The organism is Achromobacter sp. GD03932, from assembly GCF_029839485.1.
Taxonomy (GTDB): domain Bacteria; phylum Pseudomonadota; class Gammaproteobacteria; order Burkholderiales; family Burkholderiaceae_B; genus Achromobacter; species Achromobacter bronchisepticus_A.
Genome location: NZ_JAOCAT010000021.1, coordinates 88,772 through 106,385, shown reverse-complemented (window position 1 = coordinate 106,385; position 17,614 = coordinate 88,772). Strand labels below are relative to the sequence as shown.

Below are 17,614 nucleotides of genomic sequence, written 5' to 3'. Positions count from 1 at the left end.
TTATGCGCCCATCCCCGCGCGAGCCATGGATAGGGCAAGCCGACTATTGTATATAGGTCCTGAAATTCTAATCCACCCCCCGCGCCCGGTCTGCCGCGAACTGCGCGCGCCAGGCGTCGAAGCGGCCTTCGGCGATGGCTTCGCGCATTTCCTTCATGATGGTCAGATAGAAATGCAGGTTGTGCAGGGTGTTCAGGCGCGCGCCGGTGATTTCATTGGCGCGCTGCAGGTGGTGCAGGTAGGCTCGCGAGAAATTCGCGCAGGTATGGCAGCTGCAGCTGGGGTCCAGCGGGCGGGTGTCGTCGCGGTACTTGGCGTTGCGGATCTTGACGTCGCCAAAGCGCGTGAACAGCCAGCCATTGCGGGCGTTGCGGGTCGGCATGACGCAGTCGAACATGTCCACGCCGCGGCTCACGCCTTCGACCAGGTCTTCCGGCGTGCCCACGCCCATCAGGTAGCGCGGCGCCTGGGCCGGCAGCTTGGGCGTGACGTGCGCCAGGATGCGCATCATGTCTTCCTTGGGCTCGCCGACCGACAGGCCGCCGATGGCGTAGCCGTGGAAGCCGATGTCCTGCAGCCCGGCCAGGGACTCGTCGCGCAGGGCTTCGTACATGCCGCCCTGGACGATGCCGAACAGGGCGTTGGGGTTCTGCAGGCGGTCGAATTCCTCGCGCGAGCGGCGGGCCCAACGCAGCGACATGCGCATGGAGCGGGCCGCTTCTTCGACGGTGGCGGGGCGGCCGTCGATTTCATAGGGCGTGCACTCGTCGAACACCATGACGATGTCGGAATTCAGCGAGCGCTGGATGCGCATGGATTCTTCCGGCGTCAGGAACAGCCGCGCGCCGTCGATCGGGGAAGCGAACTTGACGCCTTCCTCGGTGATCTTGCGCATACCTTGCAGGCTGAACACCTGGAAGCCGCCGGAGTCGGTCAGGATGGGCTTGTCCCACTGCATGAAGCCATGCAGGCCGCCGTGCTTTTCCATGATTTCCGTGCCTGGGCGCAGCCACAGGTGGAAGGTGTTGCCCAGCACGATCTGCGAACCGATTTCCTTCAGTTCGTGCGGCATCATGGCCTTGACGCTGCCATAGGTGCCGACAGGCATGAAGATGGGCGTCTCGACCACGCCGTGGTTCAGCGTGATGCGGCCGCGGCGGGCGCCGCCGTCGGTGGCGAGCAGTTCGAAATTCAGTCCGGTCATGGGGCGGGGGACTCGATAAACATGGCGTCGCCATAGCTGAAGAAGCGGTAGCGCTCGGCGACGGCGTGGGCGTAGGCGCGGCGTATCGGTTCTACGCCGGCCAGCGCCGACACCAGCATCAGCAGGGTCGACTGGGGCAGGTGGAAGTTGGTGACCAGGGCGTCGACGACGCGGTACCGGTAACCGGGGGTGATGAAGAGGCGGGTGTCGCCCTGGGCGGCGGCCAGCGGCAGGCCGGGGGCGGTGCGCCCTTCGGTCTGGGCGGCGGCGGATTCCAGGGCGCGCACGCTGGTGGTGCCGACGGCGATGACCCGGCCGCCGCGGCTGCGGGCGGCGGCGATCGCGTCGACCGTGGCTTGCGGCACGGTGAACCATTCGGCGTGCATGATGTGATCGGCCAGATTGTCCACGCGCACCGGCTGGAAGGTACCCGCGCCCACGTGCAGCGTGACGAAGGCGCGTTCCACGCCCATCGCCGCCAGGCGATCCAGCGTGGGCTGGTCGAAGTGCAGGCCGGCGGTGGGCGCGGCCACCGCGCCGGGTTCGCGCGCGTAGACGGTCTGATAGCGTTCGTCGTCGCCGCTGTCGGCCTCGTGCGTGATGTAGGGCGGCAGCGGCGTCGCGCCGTGCGCGTCCAGCAGATCCAGCACGGGGCCGGGAAAGCGGATGTCGAAGAGTTCGCCTTCGCGGCCCAGCACGGTGGCGTCGAAGGCGTCGGCCAGGCGCAGCACCATGCCCGGACCGGGCGACTTGCTGGCGCGCACGTGGGCCAGGACGCGGTCGGGTTCGGTGATGCGTTCGACCAGCACTTCGATCTTGCCGCCGGTGATCTTGTGGCCGTTCAGGCGCGCCTTGATGACGCGGGTGTCGTTGAAGATCAGCAGGTCTTGCGGACGCAGCAGCGAGGCCAGGTCGGCGAACTGCCGGTCGTGCAGCTGGCCGGCGCCGTCCAGGTGCAGCAGGCGGCTGCCGGTGCGTTCGGCGGCGGGCGCCTGGGCGATGAGCTCGGGCGGCAGTTCGTAATTGAAATCGGCAACGGTGAGGGACTGGGTCACGCGGCTATCCGTCCGGCAAGGGCGGCAAAAAGAGGGCGAAAACGGGCCAGGCGGGCCCGGGGCAACCGTGTATTGTAAAGCGGCCGCAGGATCGGGCTGCCCGGCCCGGGGACGGATGGCCGCTCCGGCTGCGTTCAGCGCGCCGGGCTCCAGCCCAGCCGGCGCGAGCAATCCGCCGCCGCCGCCGTCAGCGCCCGCACCGGTTCGCCGTCGGCCGACAGGTCGAATCCCCCATGCAGTCCCAGGCTGGTGATGGCGCCGGCCAGATGGCCCTGGGCATCCAGCACCGGCACCGAGGCCGAATTGATGCCGTGCAGCAAGTGGCCGCTGACGCTGGCGTAACCGCGCTTGCGGGTCGCCTGCCACTGGCGGCGCAGCGCGGCGGCCAGATCGGCGGGCGGTTCCGCCGCATCCAGCATGCGGGCGGCCTCGGGATTATGCGCCTGCAGCGCCTCCCATTCGGACAGTGCCCGCGGCAGGGCCAGGGCCTCGGGCAGCCAGGCGGCGAAGACCCGGCCGGTGGCGCTGTTGAGCAGCGGCAGCACCGAGCCCACCCGCACGTTGACCGTCACCGGCAGTCGCGCGTCGCGCCATTGCACGATGGTGGGGCCGTGCTGGCCCCATACCGCGATGAACACGGTCTGGCCGATGGCGGCGCTCAGGCCGTCCAGGCTGCCGGCCGCCAGTTTCACGAAATCCACTTCGGCCAGCGCCGCCAGTCCGGTGTGCAGCGCCTGCGGGCCCAGCCGGTAGCGGGCGCTGGCCGCGTCCTGTTCCACATAGCCGCGCCGCTCCAGAGACACTAGGTAGCGGTGCACCTTGGCGCGCGGCATGTCCAGGCTGCGGCCCAGCTCGGACACGGACAGGGCGCCGCCCAGTTCGGCCAGCCGGGTCAGCACGTCCAGGGCGATTTCGGCTGATTGGATCCCCGTGCTGCTATCTGTTGACATGAGTTTGTCTCTTATTAGAATACGTGTATCACTAAAAAATACAGCGCTTGCCAGTCACTGGCAACGTGGAGACCAGCAAGAACGCAGCCGCGCCGCGCTGCGAGGCCGTGCGGACAAACCCGCAGCGGGCCCCCCGAGGTGCCCGCCCGCCGGGTTCCCCGCCGTATAAACAGAGTTCCACGCCGTAGCGGATCGGCGCAAAGCATAAGACATCCGCGTATCCAAGGAGACTCCGCATGACCCCTCGTCGTACCCTCATGGCCGCCGCGCTGGCCGCCCTGCTGGCAGCGGGCGCCACGCCCGCGCTGGCCCAGGTGAAAATCGGCGCCACGCTGTCCACCACCGGTCCCCAGGCCTCGCTGGGCATCCCCGAACGCAACACGATCAGCCTGCTGCCCACCGAGATCGGGGGCGTCAAGGTCGAGTACGTGGTGCTGGACGACGCTTCCGACACCACCCGCGCCGTCAGCAATTCCCACAAGCTGATCTCGGAGAACAAGGTGGACCTGATCGTCGGGTCCACCACCACGCCCAACACCATGGCCATGCTGGACACGGTGGCCAGCGGCGCCACCCCGGTGATCACGCTGGCTTCTTCGGCGCGGCTGATCGAGCCGGTCGACGACAAGCGCCGCTGGGTGTTCAAGACGCCGCACTCCGATTCGCTGATGGCCGAGGGCATCGCGCGCCACGCGGCGGCCAATGGCGTGAAGAAGCTGGCCTTCATCGGCTTCAACAACGCGCTGGGCGAGACCTTCTGGGTGGAAATCGAGAAGGCGGCCAAGAAGCACGGCATCGAGGTGGTGGGCAAGGAAGCCTTCGCGCCCACCGACACGTCCGCCGTGGCCCAGACCCTGAAGGTGATCGGCGCGGCGCCGGACGCCGTGGTGGTCGGGGCCTCCGGCACGCCCGCCGCGATGCCGGCGCGGGCGCTGCGCGAACGCGGCTACAAGGGCAAGATCTACTTCAACCACGGCGTGGCCAACAACGACTTCCTGCGGGTCTGTGGCGACGCCTGCGAGGGCGCCTGGGTGCCGGTGGGGCCGGTAATGGTCGCCGACCTGCTGCCGGACACCAACCCCGTCAAGTCCACCGCCCAGGCCTTCGCCAAGAAGTATGAGGCGGCCAACGGCGCGGGCAGCGTGTCCCTGTTCGCCGCCTACACCTGGGACGTCGGCCTCCTGCTGCAGCAGGCCATCCCGGTGGCGCTGAAGACGGCCAAGCCCGGCACGCCCGAATTCCGGGCGGCGCTGCGCGACGCGCTGGAGAACGTCAAGAACCTGCCCACCGCGACAGGCGTGGTCAACATGAGTCCCACCGACCACAACGGGCTGGACGAGCGGGCGCTGGTGATGGCGACCGTGGCTTCCGGCAAGTGGCGCCTTCAAAAGTAGAAGGCCCCCACGCCGCGCACGCTATGCGTGCTTGCTGCCCCCCGAGGGGGCTGTTTCCCCTTGGGGCGGCCCGGCGGGAGGAAGGTCCCCCCCACGCCGCGCACGCTATGCGTGCTTGCTGCCCCCGAAGGGGGCTGTTTCCCCTTGGGGCGGCCCGGCGGGGAAACGGCCTCCGCGCCGCAACCCGTCAAGGTTTTGTATGCTCTCGGTTTTGCAGGACGAGCAACCGGGTGGGCGTGGCATGACGGGACAAGCATATAAGCGTAGGGGCGGGCTGAAGCGATGGCTGGCCGGCGGGCTGCTGGCCGCGGTGGCGGGCGCGGCCTGGGCGCAGGTGCCCGGCCTGCCGCCCAACGTGGTGAACGCCTGGAAAGCCAGCAAGCTGCCCGACAGCTCCCTGTCCCTGGTGGTGCAGGAAGTGGGCGGGCCGCGCCTGGTGGCACTGAATGCCAAGGAGTCGCGCAATCCCGCCTCGGTGATGAAGCTGGTCACGACCTGGGCCGCGCTGTCCGAGCTGGGCCCCAACTACGTCTGGCGCACCGAATTCATGACGGCGCCCGGCGCGCGGCCCGATGCCAAGGGCGTGCTGAGCGGCCCGCTATACCTGCGGGCTGGCGGCGATCCGCAATTCCTGCTGCAGGACCTGTGGGTGCTGCTGCGCGAACTGCGCCTGCGCGGCGTCAAGCAGATCAACGACCTGGTCATCGACCGCAGCATCTTCGGCCAGGTCGCGACCGACCCAGGCGCTTTCGACGGCGCCCCGGACCGGGCCTACAACGCCAGCCCGGATGCCCTGATGGTGGGTTTTGGCGCAATGCGGCTGCTGTTCACGCCGGACCCCGCCGCCAATAAATGGGTGCCGCTGATCGATCCGCCGCTGCCGGGCCTGAAGATCGAGGGCCGCGTCGAATGGAGCGATGCCCGCTGCCCCGGGCCTCCCGTGGTGACGACCGAACCCTTGATCACCCAACAGGGTGTCACGATCCGCGTGAACGGCAAGGTGGCCGGCTCCTGCGGCGAATTCAGCCTGTACCGCCTGGCGCTGTCGCAGCCCGACTACGCCACCGAAGTGTTCCGCATGCTCTGGAAGGAGCTGGGCGGCACTTTCAAGGGCCAGGTCCGTTCCGGCATGGTGCCGCCTGACGCGGTGGTGCTGGCCTCGCACGATTCGCCCACGCTGGCCGAGGCGATCCGCCAGATCAACAAGCGCAGCAACAACGTCATGGCGCGCACCTTGCTGCTGACCCTGGGCGCCGAGCGCGGCCGCCGGCCCGCCACCGTCGCCAGCAGCGAGGCCGTGGCCAAGGGGCTGCTGGCCAAGCAGGGCCTGGACATGCCCGAGCTGGTCATCGACAACGGCGCCGGCTTGTCGCGCGACGCGCGGGTGTCGGCCGACAGCCTGGCGTCGATGCTGACCGTGGCCTGGAACTCGCCGGTCATGCCCGAGTACATTTCATCCTTTGCGATCGCGGGGGTGGATGGCACGGTGCGCCGCCGCCTCAAGGGCGATGGCACCCTGGGCATGGCCCACCTGAAGACCGGGTCGCTGCGCGACGTGCGTTCCATCGCAGGCTACGTGCTGGGCGCCAGCGGCAAGCGCTACGTGGTGGTCAGCATCGTCAACCACGAACAGGCCGGCGCCGTGCGCGCCTTCGACGACGCCCTGATCGCCTGGCTCGCTGAACAATGACCATGCCTGCGCCTCGCCGGCGCGAATCTTCGGATCATGCTGCGGGCGGTCAATAACAATTCCCTTCCAAACCGATTACGATCCTCAAATGTGGCTCGACGGCGGGGCGATGCAAAGCGCGCCGCGCCGTCATGGTTCCGCCTGAGGCGAATACCCTGTCTATCAATACTCTGGAGAGTTACGCACATGCCCGTGCACGAAATCCGCCATCCGCTGATCCGCCACAAGCTCGGGATCATGCGTCGCGCCGACCTCAGCACCAAGAGCTTCCGTGAGCTGTCGCAGGAAGTGGGCGCGCTGCTCACGTACGAAGCGTCCAAGGACCTGCCGCTGGCGCCCGCCACCGTCGAGGGCTGGTGCGGCTCGGTGCAGGTCGAAAAGATCGCCGGCAAGAAAGTCACCGTGGTGCCCATCCTGCGCGCCGGCATCGGCATGCTGGACGGCGTGCTCAGCCTGATTCCGGGCGCCAAGGTCAGCGTGGTGGGCGTGGCCCGCAACGAAGAAACTTTGGAAGCGCATACCTACCTGGAACGCCTGGTGGGTGAACTGGACCAGCGCCTGGCCCTGATCGTCGACCCGATGCTGGCCACCGGCGGTTCCATGGTCGCCGCCATTGATCTGCTCAAGCGCGCCGGTTGCAAGGAAATCCGCGCCCTGGTGCTGGTAGCGGCGCCGGTCGGTATCGATACGGTTCTGGCCAAGCATCCCGACGTGCACATCTACACCGCGTCCATCGACGACGGCCTCAACGAGCACGGCTACATCATGCCGGGCCTGGGCGACGCCGGCGACCGCATTTTCGGCACGACGCAGAAGACGGAATAGCGGCCGGGGTACGGCCACGAAAAAAAACGCCAGCCCGCAGGCTGGCGTTTTGCATCGGGCCCACGGCCCCTCAGGCCGCCAGACGCTCCATGCGTCCGTCCAGGTGCTGGCCGAACCACTGCAATTGCGAAGCCAATCCCGCCACCTCGCCCACGATCAAGAGCGCCGGCGAACGGATCGCGTGCTCGGCGGCCAGCGCCGGCAATTGCTCCAGCGCGCCAGACAACACCCGTTGCTCGGGCCGGCTGCCGTTCTCGATCAGCGCGAACGGCGTGTCCGCCGAGCGGCCGTGGGCCAGCAGGCGGCTGGTCAGCAGATCCAGCTGCCCCACACCCATGTAGAAGGCCAGGGTCTGTTTTTCACGGGCCAGCGCGGGCCAGTCCAGGTTGTCCTCGTCTTCGCGGCAATGCGCGGTGACCAGGCGGACGGACTGGGCGTGTTCGCGGTGCGTCAGCGGAACGCCGGCATAGGCGGCACAGGCCAGCGCGGCGGTGATGCCGGGCACTACTTCATAGCGCACGCCGTGCGTGCGCAGGTATTCCAGTTCCTCACCGCCGCGCCCGAAGATGAAGGCGTCGCCGCCCTTGAGCCGCACGACGCGGCGGCCGGCGCGCGCGTGCTCGACCATCAGCCTGTGGATGCGGGCCTGGGTGGCGTTGTGGTCCTCGCCGGGCAGCTTGCCGACCGATACGCGCTCGGCGTCGCGGCGCGCCAGCGACATGACGTCGGCGCTTACCAGGCGGTCATGCAGGATCACGTCGGCCTCGTTCAGCGCGCGCAATGCCTTCAGCGTCAGCAGGCCGGGGTCGCCGGGGCCAGCGCCCACCAGCACCACGCTGCCGGCGTCGGGCGCCCGCGGCGCCGCCAATGCCGCCGCCAGCGCGGCTTCGGCCTGGGCCGGCTGCTGCTGGCGCAGGAAGCCGGCCACTGGGCCGTCCAGCAGCCAGTCGTAGAAGCGGCGGCGCGCGCCCAGGTCGGGATGACTGGCGCGGATGCGCTTGCGATAGCTGGCGGCCAGCCCGGCCAACTGGCCCAGGGTGTGGTCGAACAGCGATTCGATGCGTTCCCGGATGCGCCGCGCCAGCACCGGCGCCACGCCGGACGAGGAAATCGCGACGATGACCGGCGAGCGGTCGACGATGGACGGCACCTGGAAGGACGACAGTTCGGGATCGTCCACCACGTTGCTGAAGATGCGCCGGACGGCGGCGGCCTCCGAGACGGCGGCGTTGGTCTCGCGGTCGTCGGTGGCCGCGACCGCCAGCCAGACTTCGTCGAGCCAGGCGGGATCGAAGCGGCCGGACAAATGGCGGATGCGGCCTTCGGCGGCCAGCGCGGCCAGGGCGGGCGTCAGTTCCGGCGCGCCCACCAGCACGTCGGCGGAGGCTTCCAGCAGCGACAGCGTCTTGCGTTCGGCGACGGCGCCGCCGCCCACCACCAGGACCAGCCTGTCTTTCAGATCGGCAAAAATCGGGAAAAGCTTCATGAATGCCAGCCTCGGGCGTACCCGGCATAGTGTTGTTGGATCATAGGAAGGGGGCTTCATCCCCACAACTTTTGATTTCTTTGTTCCATATAACCAAAGCTCATTAAGTGGATTTGCCCAGCCAGGCGCTCATCTCCACGACCTCCCGGGCGACCTCGCCCAGCCGCTTCTGGCTTTGCATGGCGCGCTGGCGCAACAGGCCGTGGGCCTCATCCTCGGAAATCGACCGCGCCTTCATCAGGATGCCCTTGGCCTTTTCCACCCATTGGCGGTCGGCCAGGCGCAATTGCGCGTCGCGCAGTTCTTCGCGCCGCGACTTCTCCATGGCGAAGCGCTCGATCGCCACCGTCAGCAGCGGCTCGATGCGTCCGGCAGGCACGTCGCCCACCACGTAGGCGGCGACCCCGGCGCGCAAGGCACTGCGTATGGTTTCGCGGTTGCCGTTGTCGGTGAACATCACGACCGGGCGGTCGCTGTGTTCGCTGGCGACGCACACGTTCTCCAGCGTGTCGCGGCCGGGGGCGTCGCTGTCTATCAGCACCACGTCGGGCGCGGCCTGCGCGATGGCGGCGGCCAGATCCATGTCCGGCGCCATTTCGGCCACGACATGTACGCCCGCTGCGGCCAGCGTCTGCCGCAGCGACGCCGCGCGTCCTTCGCCATCGTTGAGCAGCATGACCTTGAGCATGAGATTCCCCTCTGATGCTTCCTGTCATGCAAGTTCCATGCCATCGCATTCTTCGACGACGGCCAGTCGGTGCGCACAGCGCCGGAGCGCGCCCGGCACATGGATGGTGCGCTGCCGCAACCGACGGTGCACCAAGTTGGTTCGCACCCCGTTTCATGCCTTGCCCGCTGGCCCGGCGCGATGCGGAGCAGCGCTAGTGCAGGCGCGGCCTGGCGGCGAGCCAGGCAATATCCCATTCTTTCTGGCACGCCATTTGCTTCAGTGGAAGTGGGCGGCCAACGAAGGTCGGCCCACGCAACGCGCCGCAATCAGCGGCAAGGGACAACGACGTTCCGCAGCGCCACTGGATGGAAATCCATGGCGCGCGGGACGTTTTTTTTTGCCAGGAGCCATGCATGACGCCATCGACCCATAGCCCCTCCACCGACGCCGCCGCGGGCGGGGATCTCAGCGCCAACGCCGCACGCCGCAAATGGCTTTGCGGCACGGCGCGCGCGGTGGCCGGCGCCAGCCTGCTGTCGCTGGTCGATCCGCTGGTGCGGGCCGGCGCCTGGGCCGCCGGCACCGACGCGCCCGAGAAGACCGAGGTCAAGATCGGCTTCATTCCGCTGACCGATTGCGCTTCGGTCGTGATGGCCTCGGTACTGGGCCTGGACAAGAAGCACGGCGTGACGATCACGCCGTCCAAGGAAGCGTCCTGGGCCGCCGTGCGCGACAAGCTCATGAACGGCGAGCTGGACATGGCCCACGTGCTGTACGGCCTGGTCTACGGCGTGCACCTGGGCATAGGCGGGCCGAAGAAGGACATGGCCGTGCTGATGAGCCTGAACCAGAACGGCCAGGCCATCACGCTGTCGAACAAGCTGCTGGCGGCGGGCGTGCGCGACGGTGAATCGCTGGCCAAGCTGATGGCGTCCGACAAGCGCGAATACACCTTTGCCCAGACCTTTCCCACCGGCACGCACGCGATGTGGCTGTACTACTGGCTGGCGACCTACGGCATCCATCCCATGAAGGACGCCAAGGTCATCACCGTGCCGCCGCCGCAGATGGTCGCCAACATGCGCGTGGGCAACATGGACGGCTATTGCGTGGGCGAGCCCTGGGGCGCGCGCGCCATCCTGGACAAGATCGGCTACACCGCCGTCACTTCGCAGGGCATCTGGACCGACCACCCCGAGAAGGTGCTGGGCACGAGCGCCGACTTCGTATCGCGCCACCCGAACACGGCGCGCGCGGTGACCGCCGCCATTCTTGAGGCCGGCAAGTGGATAGACGCCTCGCCCGCCAACCGCCAGAAAACCGCCGAGACCATCGCTGCCAAGTCCTATGTCAACACGGACGCCAGCGGCATCGTCGACCGCATGCTGGGCCGCTACGACGATGGGCTGGGGAAAAGCTGGACGGACGAGCACGCCATGCGCTTTTACGCCGACGGCGCCGCCAATTTCCCATACCTGAGCGACGGCATGTGGTTCCTGACGCAGCACAAGCGCTGGGGGCTGCTGAAGGAACATCCCGATTATCTGGCGATGGCGAAACAGATCAACCGGATCGACCTCTACAAGCAGGCCGCGCAGGCCGCCGGCGTGGCGCTGCCGGCCAGCGAGATGCGCACTTCGAAACTCATCGACGGCGTGGTCTGGGACGGCAGCAACCCTGCCGCCTACGCCGACGGATTCAAGGTCCGGGCCTGAGCGCCGATACAAAAGGGGCATGCAATGTCTGACGCAACGAGTATGAGCCGCGGCGATGAACTCCTCGCCCTCTGGCGCGAACGTCTGGAGTCCGCGCTGCGGGCCGTGGTGGGGCCCGTGGCGGGCTTCGCGCTGTTTGTGCTGGTGTGGCAGGTGGTGGCGATGCGGATACCGGAAATCCCCACGCCGGGCGTGACCTGGCGCGCCGCCGTGGAACTGTTTTCCGATCCGTTCTACGACAACGGCCCCAATGACAAGGGCATAGGCTGGAACCTGCTGGCATCGCTGCAGCGCGTGGCGCTCGGCTTCGGCCTGGCCGCGCTGGTCGGCATCCCCGCGGGTTTTGCCATCGGCCGCTATGCGGCGGTGCGGGCGATGTTCTCGCCCATCGTCAGCCTGCTGCGGCCGGTGTCGCCGCTGGCCTGGCTGCCGCTTGGACTGCTGCTGTTCAAGGCGGCCAACCCGGCCGCCATCTGGGCCATCTTCATCTGTTCGATCTGGCCGATGATCATCAACACCGCGGTCGGCGTGGCGCGCGTGCCGCAGGACTATCTGAACGTGGCGCGGGTGCTGAACCTGTCGGAATGGAAGGTGACCACCAAGGTGTTGCTGCCTGCCGTGCTGCCCTACATGCTGACCGGGGTGCGCCTGTCGATCGGCACTGCGTGGCTGGTGATCGTGGCCGCGGAGATGCTGACGGGCGGCACGGGCATCGGCTTCTGGCTTTGGGACGAGTGGAACAACCTGAAGGTGGAGCACATCGTCATCGCCATTTTCGTGATCGGCATCGTCGGGCTGCTGTTGGAAACTCTATTGGTTGCCCTGGCCCGCCGCTACACCTACACCGAGGAATAGCGCCATGAAGAAATACGTACGCATCGAGCGCGTGGGCCAGACGTTCAATACCCGCAAGGGCGCCTTCGTGGCGCTGCGCGACATAGACCTGACCGTGGAGCAGGGCGAGTTCATCACGCTGATCGGCCATTCCGGCTGCGGCAAATCGACCCTGCTCAATCTCATCGCCGGCCTGACCCGCCCCACCAGCGGCGTGCTGCTGTGCGCGGAGCGCGAGATCACCGGCCCCGGCCCGGACCGCGCCGTGGTGTTCCAGAACCATTCGCTGCTGCCCTGGCTGAGCTGCTTCCAGAACGTATATCTGGCGGTGGAGCGGGTGTTCGGCGCCAAGGAGAAGCGCCCGCAGTTGGTCGAGCGCACACGCGCGGCGCTGGACCTGGTGGGCCTGTTGCCGGCGCAGAACAAGCTGCCGCGCGAGATTTCCGGCGGCATGAAGCAGCGCGTGGGCATTGCGCGCGCCCTGGCGATCGAGCCGGGCGTGCTGCTGATGGACGAGCCCTTCGGCGCGCTCGACGCGCTGACCCGCGCGCACCTGCAGGACGAACTGCTGAAGATCGTCGCCAAGACGCGCACCACCACCGTCATGGTCACGCACGACGTCGATGAAGCCGTGCTGCTGTCCGACCGCATCGTGATGCTGACCAACGGTCCGGCCGCGACCATCGGCGAAATCCTGCCCGTGCCGTTGTCCCGTCCGCGCGACCGCGTGCGGCTGGCCAATGACGCGGCCTATCTGGCGTGCCGGGCCGCGGTGGTGGACTTCCTGCACCGCCGCCATGGCAACCCCGAGCGCTCGCAGGCGGCGCTCCAGGCCAACGCGGCGCTGGATGCCGACCCGCAGCCGCTGGCCGAGGCCGGGGCATCGCGCGCAGCCGCGTAGGGGCCGTCATGGAGGCGAAGCAGAAGCTGGTGGTGGTCGGCAACGGCATGGCGGGCATACGCACGCTGGAAGAACTGCTGAAGCTGACGCCCGATCTGTACGAGATCACGGTATTCGGCGCCGAGCCGCATCCGAACTACAACCGCATCCTGCTGTCGCCAGTGCTGAGCGGTGAACAGAGCTTGCGGGATATCGTGCTCAACGATGAGGACTGGTACCTCCGCCACGGCATCCGCCTGTTGTTGAACCGCAAAGTTGTGGGCGTCAACCGCGCCCGGCGCATCGTGCTGGCGGACGATGGGTCCGAGACGCCCTACGACCGGCTGCTGTTGGCCACCGGCTCGAAGCCGTTCATCCTGCCTGTGCCGGGCAGCGATCTGGACGGCGTCGTCGCCTTTCGCGATATCGGCGACGTGAACCAGATGATAGAGGCGTCCTCGCGCTACCGGCACGCGGTGGTGATAGGCGGTGGCCTGTTGGGCCTGGAGGCCGCCAACGGCCTGGCTGCGCGCGGCATGGATGTGGCCGTGGTGCATTTGGGGGCATCGCTGCTGGACCGGCAGCTGGACGGCGGCGCCGCGGCCATGCTGCGCCGCGGGCTGGAGGTGCGCGGCCTGAAGTTCCTGCTGGGGCGCCAGACCCGCGAGATCCTGGGAGGGGCCGACGGGCGGGTGCGCGCGCTGCGCTTCGCGGACGGGGAAGAGATTGCGGCTGACCTGGTGGTGATGGCGGTGGGCGTCAGGCCCGACACCGAACTGGCCGAGCGCTGCGGCCTGCATGTGAACCGCGGCGTGGTGGTCAGCGATACCTTGCAGACCTATGACCCGCGCATCTACGCGGTGGGCGAATGCGTCAGCCATCGCGGCACCGCCTACGGCCTGGTCGCGCCCCTGTACGAACAGGCGAAGGTGGCGGCCAACCATCTGGCGCTGCACGGCATCGGCCGCTACGAAGGCAGCGTGACGTCGACGCGGCTCAAGGTCACCGGCATCGATCTGTTTTCCGCTGGCGATTTTGCCGGCGGGCAGCAGACCGAGTCGATCACGCTGGCCGATACACCAGGCGGCGTCTACAAGAAATTGGTGATCCGCGACGACAAGCTGGTGGGCGCCTGCCTGTACGGCGACACGGCGGATAGCGCCTGGTATGTGCGCCTGATCCGCGAGGGCCGGCGCATCGGCGCATTGCGCGAGCGGCTCATGCACGGCGAAGGCGCCGCGGAGGAATAGGAAATGGATGCGCCCATGGCTCGCCTGATCGATAGCGTGGACGCGGCGCCGCAAGGCGTGCGCGAAGTGGCGTCGGTATGCTGCTATTGCGGCACCGGCTGCGGCGTGCGGGTGCAAACGCGCGATGGCGCGGTGCTCCGCGTGCGCGGCGACGAGCAGCATCCGGCCAACCATGGCAAGCTCTGCAGCAAGGGCCTGGCGCTGGCGGACACGGTGCGGCGCGACGGCGCGCGCGTGCTGTCGGCGCAATGGCGCGAGACGCGCGCCCACCCCCAGCGCGCCATCGCGCTGGACCAGGCGCTGGATATCGCGGCGGCCAAGCTGGCCGACACCATTGCGCGGCATGGCCCGGACGCCGTGGGCTTCTACCTGTCGGGGCAGTTGCTGACCGAGGATTACGCGGTCTTCAACAAGCTGGCCCGCGCGCTGGCCGGCACCAACAACATCGACACCAATTCGCGCCTGTGCATGTCCAGCGCGGTCTCGGGCTACAAGCGCACGCTGGGCGCGGACGCGCCGCCGGCCTGCTACGAGGACCTGGACCTGGCCGACACGGTGCTGATCGCCGGCTCCAACATGGCCTATGCGCATCCCGTGCTGTTCCGGCGGCTGGAGGCCGCGCGGGCGCGGCGTCCAGGCATGAAGGTCATTGTCGCGGATCCTCGGCGTACCGACACCGCGGCCTTCGCCGACCTGCACCTGCAATTGGCGCCGGGCACGGATGTGGCCATGTTCCACGCCATGCTCAATGTCATGGAGCAGGAGGGGCTGCTGGACCACGGCTACATCGAGCGGCATACAGAAGGCTTCGAGCCCCTGATGGCGCGCGCTCGGCGGTACACCCCGCAAGCCGCGCAGGAGATCTGCGGCGTGCCGGCGGAGGACATCGTCCAGGCGGCGCGCTGGTTCGGCGCGGCCGGCGCGGCGCTGTCGCTCTACACCATGGGCTTGAACCAGTCGGCCAGCGGCACCGACAAGAACGCCGCCCTGATACATCTGCATTTGGCGACCGGGCAGATCGGCAAGCCGGGCGCGGGGCCGTTTTCGCTGACGGGGCAGCCCAACGCGATGGGCGGGCGCGAGGCGGGCGGCATGGCCACGCTGCTGCCGGGCCATCGCGATCCCGCGTCGGCGGCCGACCGCGAGGCGGCCGCCGCGCTGTGGGGCGTGGACGCCGTGCCGCGGGCGCCGGGCGCCACCGCGCTGGATATGTTCGACGCGGCGCGCGAAGGTCGCATCAAGGTGCTGTGGATCGCGGCCACCAACCCGGCGCAGTCCCTGCCGGATCAGGCCCGGGTGCGCGCTGCGCTGGAGCGCGCCGAGTTTGTCATCGTGCAGGAGGCGTACGCGGGCACCGAAACCCTGGCCTATGCGGACCTGGTGCTGCCCGCTGCCACCTGGCCCGAGAAGTCCGGCACCGTGACCAACTCGGAGCGCCGCATCAGCCGGGTGCGCGCGGCGATCGATCCGCCCGGCGACGCGCAGCCGGATTGGCGGCTGGCGCAGGCGGTCGCGCTGCGCCTGGCTGCCCGCATGGCCCCGCACAAGGCGGCGCTGTTCGCCTACCGGGATGAAAGCGAGGTCTTTGCCGAGCATGCCCGGACCACGGCGGGCCGGGACCTGGACTACAGCGGGCTGGATTATGCGGCGCTGCATGCGCACGGACCGCAACAATGGCCGTACCGGCAAGGTCAGGGCACGGCGCGCCTGTATGCCGATGGCGTGTTTCCCACGGCCAGCGGACGCGCCCGTTTCTGCGACGTGGATTACCGTCCGGTCGCCGAAGCCGCTACGCCGGAATATCCGCTGCGGCTCACCACCGGCCGCCTGCGCGACCATTGGCACACCATGGCGCGCACGTCGCTGGCCCGCGTGCTGACGCAGCATGTCGAGGAACCCTGGGTGTCCATGCATCCCGAAGACATGCGCCGGCTCAAGCTGGACCCCGGCGCGCTGGCCAGGCTGGCGTCGCGCCGGGGTAGTGTGGTGCTACCCGTGCAGGCGGACGATACGCTGACGCCGGGACAGGTGTTCCTGCCCATGCATTGGGGCAGCGCCTACATGGCGGGGCTGGGAGTGAACGCGTTGACCAACCCGGCCGCCGATCCCATTTCGCGCCAGCCGGAACTCAAGCACAGCGCCGTGTCGGCCATACCGGCAGGCCTGCCATGGCAGGCCGCGGGCTGGCTGCAGGGCGACAGCGCCTTGTTGCGCGCGCGGCTGGCGCCCTGGCTGGGACTCTTCGATTACGCGGTGGTCCTGCCGGCGGGCGCGGGTGGCGTGCGGATGCGCCTGGCGGCCTGCGCCGCGCCGCCGGCAGAGGTCCTGGATGCGATGGCGGATGCGCTGGACCTGCACCTGCCCGACGTGGCTTTCGACGATCCCGCGCGCGGCCAGATGCGCAGGGTGAGGGTGGAGCAAGGCGCTTTGCGCGGCTTTCTGCTGACGGGAGATCTGCGGGCGCAGGATGCGCTGTTGTCCTGGGCCGGCGGCGGCGACGCGCCGGCCAGCGTGGCGGCGCTGCTGACCGGACGGATTGCGGGCGCGGTCCGCTCGCGCGCGGTCTGCGTCTGCAACGGCGTGAGCGAGGCCGCGATTCTTGCCGGTATCGCCCGGGGCTGCGATCTGGCGGCCTTGAAGACTGCGCTGGGCTGCGGCACTGGCTGCGGTTCCTGCGTGCCGGAGATCCAGGTCCTGATCGGCCGCGCCGCGCCCGCCGCCGCGCCGGCGTAGCCGCTGCCAGCGTGGTCGCGGCCGACACGTTCCGACACGCGCCGCGTCTCGCAACCGGTGTAGTATCAAGCCAGCCATGCGCCAGGCGCGGGCGGTTTTCATCCGGATTCATGGAGTGGCTTGTGACGATGCGAAAAATGGCATCCCTGATTTTTACGGCGGGCGCGCTGGGCGCGGCCGCCGCGGCGCAGGCCGGCGTGTGCGATGCGCAGTTCATGCATGACGGCGGCACGGTGCAACTGACCGGCACCGGCAATCTGGCGCTGGGCGCCGACCTGTCTTTCGCCGAAGTTACAAAAAGCAATGGCGACAACTGCCGCGCGCGCGTGCAGGGCGTGGCCACGTTCAGCTATGCGGGCCTGCCCCCGGGAAAGTCCAAGCTGGATTACCTGATGACGGTCAAGGGCGGCCAGGCCACCTTCCTGCGCTATGCCACCGCGGGCGAGGCCCCCAAGCCTTCCGAAGGCCAGTTCGACCTGCGCATGCTGGGTCTCTTCGCCTATGACGGCAAGCTCAGCGCCGGCCAGAAATTGCCTGGCTCGTCGTTCCGCTTGAAGATCGGCAAGGAAGCGCCCGTCGGCGGCCAGCCCAGCACCACGGTGCGCATCGGTGAGAAGACCGTGGGGCAGAAGGCTGCGGTGAATACCGCGCTGGGCTCGCAGTCTTGCCATCCGATCACCTACACCCGCAATTCCGATCCCACCATGGCCACGTTTCAGGGCCTGACGATCCCCATCCCGGGCATGAACACCACCGTGACGGACTGGTACTGTCCGGCGATCAATCTGGTGATGAAGCAGGACATCGATCAGGGCGGCGTCAAATCCGCCGTTGAGATTACGCAAATCAAGTAGCACACCGTAGCAAGCGCGCCGTGTCTCCCGCATGGCGGCTGGTATGATGGTTCCGTCATTGACACACAACAGGA

Annotated in this window: 13 protein-coding genes and 1 pseudogene; 9 read left to right on the top strand and 5 right to left on the bottom strand. The window is 68.4% G+C overall.

Going from position 1 to position 17,614, the window contains the following annotated elements; all coding sequences use genetic code 11:
* Positions 1-67 precede the first annotated feature (67 nt).
* The 3 genes from tgt to N5C88_RS19960 form a co-directional block, all read right to left on the bottom strand.
* The gene (gene tgt, locus N5C88_RS19970; RefSeq protein WP_251881083.1) at positions 68-1,204 is read right to left on the bottom strand and encodes a tRNA guanosine(34) transglycosylase Tgt; all 1,137 of its coding nucleotides are present in this window, start codon (positions 1,202-1,204) and stop codon (positions 68-70) included.
* A complete protein-coding gene (queA, locus tag N5C88_RS19965; RefSeq protein ID WP_059380230.1) occupies positions 1,201-2,259 on the bottom strand; it encodes a tRNA preQ1(34) S-adenosylmethionine ribosyltransferase-isomerase QueA in 1,059 nt (352 codons plus the stop codon). The genes tgt and queA overlap by 4 nt, the downstream gene beginning before the upstream one ends.
* A 134-nt stretch (positions 2,260-2,393) precedes the next feature.
* Positions 2,394-3,209, bottom strand: coding sequence for an IclR family transcriptional regulator (locus N5C88_RS19960; protein ID WP_280016073.1), 816 nt, complete (start codon positions 3,207-3,209; stop codon positions 2,394-2,396).
* A gap of 236 nt (positions 3,210-3,445) precedes the next feature.
* Between N5C88_RS19960 and N5C88_RS19955 the strand changes: the two genes are divergently transcribed.
* The 3 genes from N5C88_RS19955 (at position 3,446) to upp (ending at position 7,118) form a co-directional block, all read left to right on the top strand.
* Positions 3,446-4,603, top strand: coding sequence for an ABC transporter substrate-binding protein (locus tag N5C88_RS19955; protein WP_059380228.1), 1,158 nt, complete (start codon positions 3,446-3,448; stop codon positions 4,601-4,603).
* 241 nt (positions 4,604-4,844) lie between these two features.
* Positions 4,845-6,293 (top strand): D-alanyl-D-alanine carboxypeptidase/D-alanyl-D-alanine-endopeptidase, encoded by a 1,449-nt coding sequence (gene dacB, locus N5C88_RS19950; RefSeq protein WP_251881087.1) that lies wholly within the window; start codon positions 4,845-4,847, stop codon positions 6,291-6,293.
* Positions 6,294-6,479: 186 nt separating this feature from the next.
* Entirely contained in the window at positions 6,480-7,118 is a 639-nt protein-coding gene (upp, locus tag N5C88_RS19945; RefSeq protein ID WP_054451547.1) for a uracil phosphoribosyltransferase, read from the top strand.
* 70 nt (positions 7,119-7,188) lie between these two features.
* Here upp and cysG read toward each other — a convergent pair whose 3' ends face one another.
* Both cysG and N5C88_RS19935 read right to left on the bottom strand, forming a co-directional pair.
* Positions 7,189-8,604 (bottom strand): siroheme synthase CysG, encoded by a 1,416-nt coding sequence (gene cysG, locus N5C88_RS19940; RefSeq protein WP_280016072.1) that lies wholly within the window; start codon positions 8,602-8,604, stop codon positions 7,189-7,191.
* 103 nt (positions 8,605-8,707) lie between these two features.
* Positions 8,708-9,292 (bottom strand): ANTAR domain-containing protein, encoded by a 585-nt coding sequence (locus N5C88_RS19935; RefSeq protein WP_059380225.1) that lies wholly within the window; start codon positions 9,290-9,292, stop codon positions 8,708-8,710.
* A 395-nt stretch (positions 9,293-9,687) separates the two neighbouring features.
* On the opposite strand from N5C88_RS19935, the gene N5C88_RS19930 reads away from it, so the two are divergent.
* The 6 genes and pseudogenes from N5C88_RS19930 to N5C88_RS19905 all read left to right on the top strand — a co-directional run bounded on the left by N5C88_RS19930 (position 9,688) and on the right by N5C88_RS19905 (position 17,540).
* Positions 9,688-10,989 (top strand): CmpA/NrtA family ABC transporter substrate-binding protein, encoded by a 1,302-nt coding sequence (locus N5C88_RS19930; protein ID WP_251881091.1) that lies wholly within the window; start codon positions 9,688-9,690, stop codon positions 10,987-10,989.
* Positions 10,990-11,013: 24 nt separating this feature from the next.
* Positions 11,014-11,844 carry a nitrate ABC transporter permease gene (ntrB, locus tag N5C88_RS19925; protein ID WP_059380223.1) on the top strand — a complete coding sequence of 277 codons (831 nt, stop codon included), beginning with the start codon at positions 11,014-11,016 and terminating at the stop codon, positions 11,842-11,844.
* 4 nt (positions 11,845-11,848) lie between these two features.
* Entirely contained in the window at positions 11,849-12,724 is an 876-nt protein-coding gene (locus N5C88_RS19920; RefSeq protein WP_118933870.1) for an ABC transporter ATP-binding protein, read from the top strand.
* 8 nt (positions 12,725-12,732) lie between these two features.
* A pseudogene (locus N5C88_RS19915) lies at positions 12,733-13,935 on the top strand (FAD-dependent oxidoreductase); the annotation flags it as partial.
* A gap of 21 nt (positions 13,936-13,956) precedes the next feature.
* Entirely contained in the window at positions 13,957-16,686 is a 2,730-nt protein-coding gene (locus N5C88_RS19910; RefSeq protein ID WP_280016070.1) for a nitrate reductase, read from the top strand.
* Between the two features lie 137 nt (positions 16,687-16,823).
* The gene (locus N5C88_RS19905; RefSeq protein WP_059380221.1) at positions 16,824-17,540 is read left to right on the top strand and encodes a hypothetical protein; all 717 of its coding nucleotides are present in this window, start codon (positions 16,824-16,826) and stop codon (positions 17,538-17,540) included.
* Positions 17,541-17,614: the final 74 nt, after the last annotated feature.

What these genes read in the sequence shown, in the direction of transcription:
- dacB (WP_251881087.1), top strand. Translation starts at nt 4,845, where the DNA reads ATGACGGGACAAGCATATAAGCGTAGGGGCGGGCTGAAGCGATGGCTG.
- N5C88_RS19930 (WP_251881091.1), top strand. Translation starts at nt 9,688, where the DNA reads ATGACGCCATCGACCCATAGCCCCTCCACCGACGCCGCCGCGGGCGGG.
- upp (WP_054451547.1), top strand. Translation starts at nt 6,480, where the DNA reads ATGCCCGTGCACGAAATCCGCCATCCGCTGATCCGCCACAAGCTCGGG.
- N5C88_RS19910 (WP_280016070.1), top strand. Translation starts at nt 13,957, where the DNA reads ATGGATGCGCCCATGGCTCGCCTGATCGATAGCGTGGACGCGGCGCCG.
- ntrB (WP_059380223.1), top strand. Translation starts at nt 11,014, where the DNA reads ATGTCTGACGCAACGAGTATGAGCCGCGGCGATGAACTCCTCGCCCTC.
- N5C88_RS19935 (WP_059380225.1), bottom strand. Translation starts at nt 9,292, where the DNA reads ATGCTCAAGGTCATGCTGCTCAACGATGGCGAAGGACGCGCGGCGTCG.
- tgt (WP_251881083.1), bottom strand. Translation starts at nt 1,204, where the DNA reads ATGACCGGACTGAATTTCGAACTGCTCGCCACCGACGGCGGCGCCCGC.
- cysG (WP_280016072.1), bottom strand. Translation starts at nt 8,604, where the DNA reads ATGAAGCTTTTCCCGATTTTTGCCGATCTGAAAGACAGGCTGGTCCTG.
- N5C88_RS19955 (WP_059380228.1), top strand. Translation starts at nt 3,446, where the DNA reads ATGACCCCTCGTCGTACCCTCATGGCCGCCGCGCTGGCCGCCCTGCTG.
- N5C88_RS19960 (WP_280016073.1), bottom strand. Translation starts at nt 3,209, where the DNA reads ATGTCAACAGATAGCAGCACGGGGATCCAATCAGCCGAAATCGCCCTG.
- N5C88_RS19905 (WP_059380221.1), top strand. Translation starts at nt 16,824, where the DNA reads ATGGCATCCCTGATTTTTACGGCGGGCGCGCTGGGCGCGGCCGCCGCG.
- N5C88_RS19920 (WP_118933870.1), top strand. Translation starts at nt 11,849, where the DNA reads ATGAAGAAATACGTACGCATCGAGCGCGTGGGCCAGACGTTCAATACC.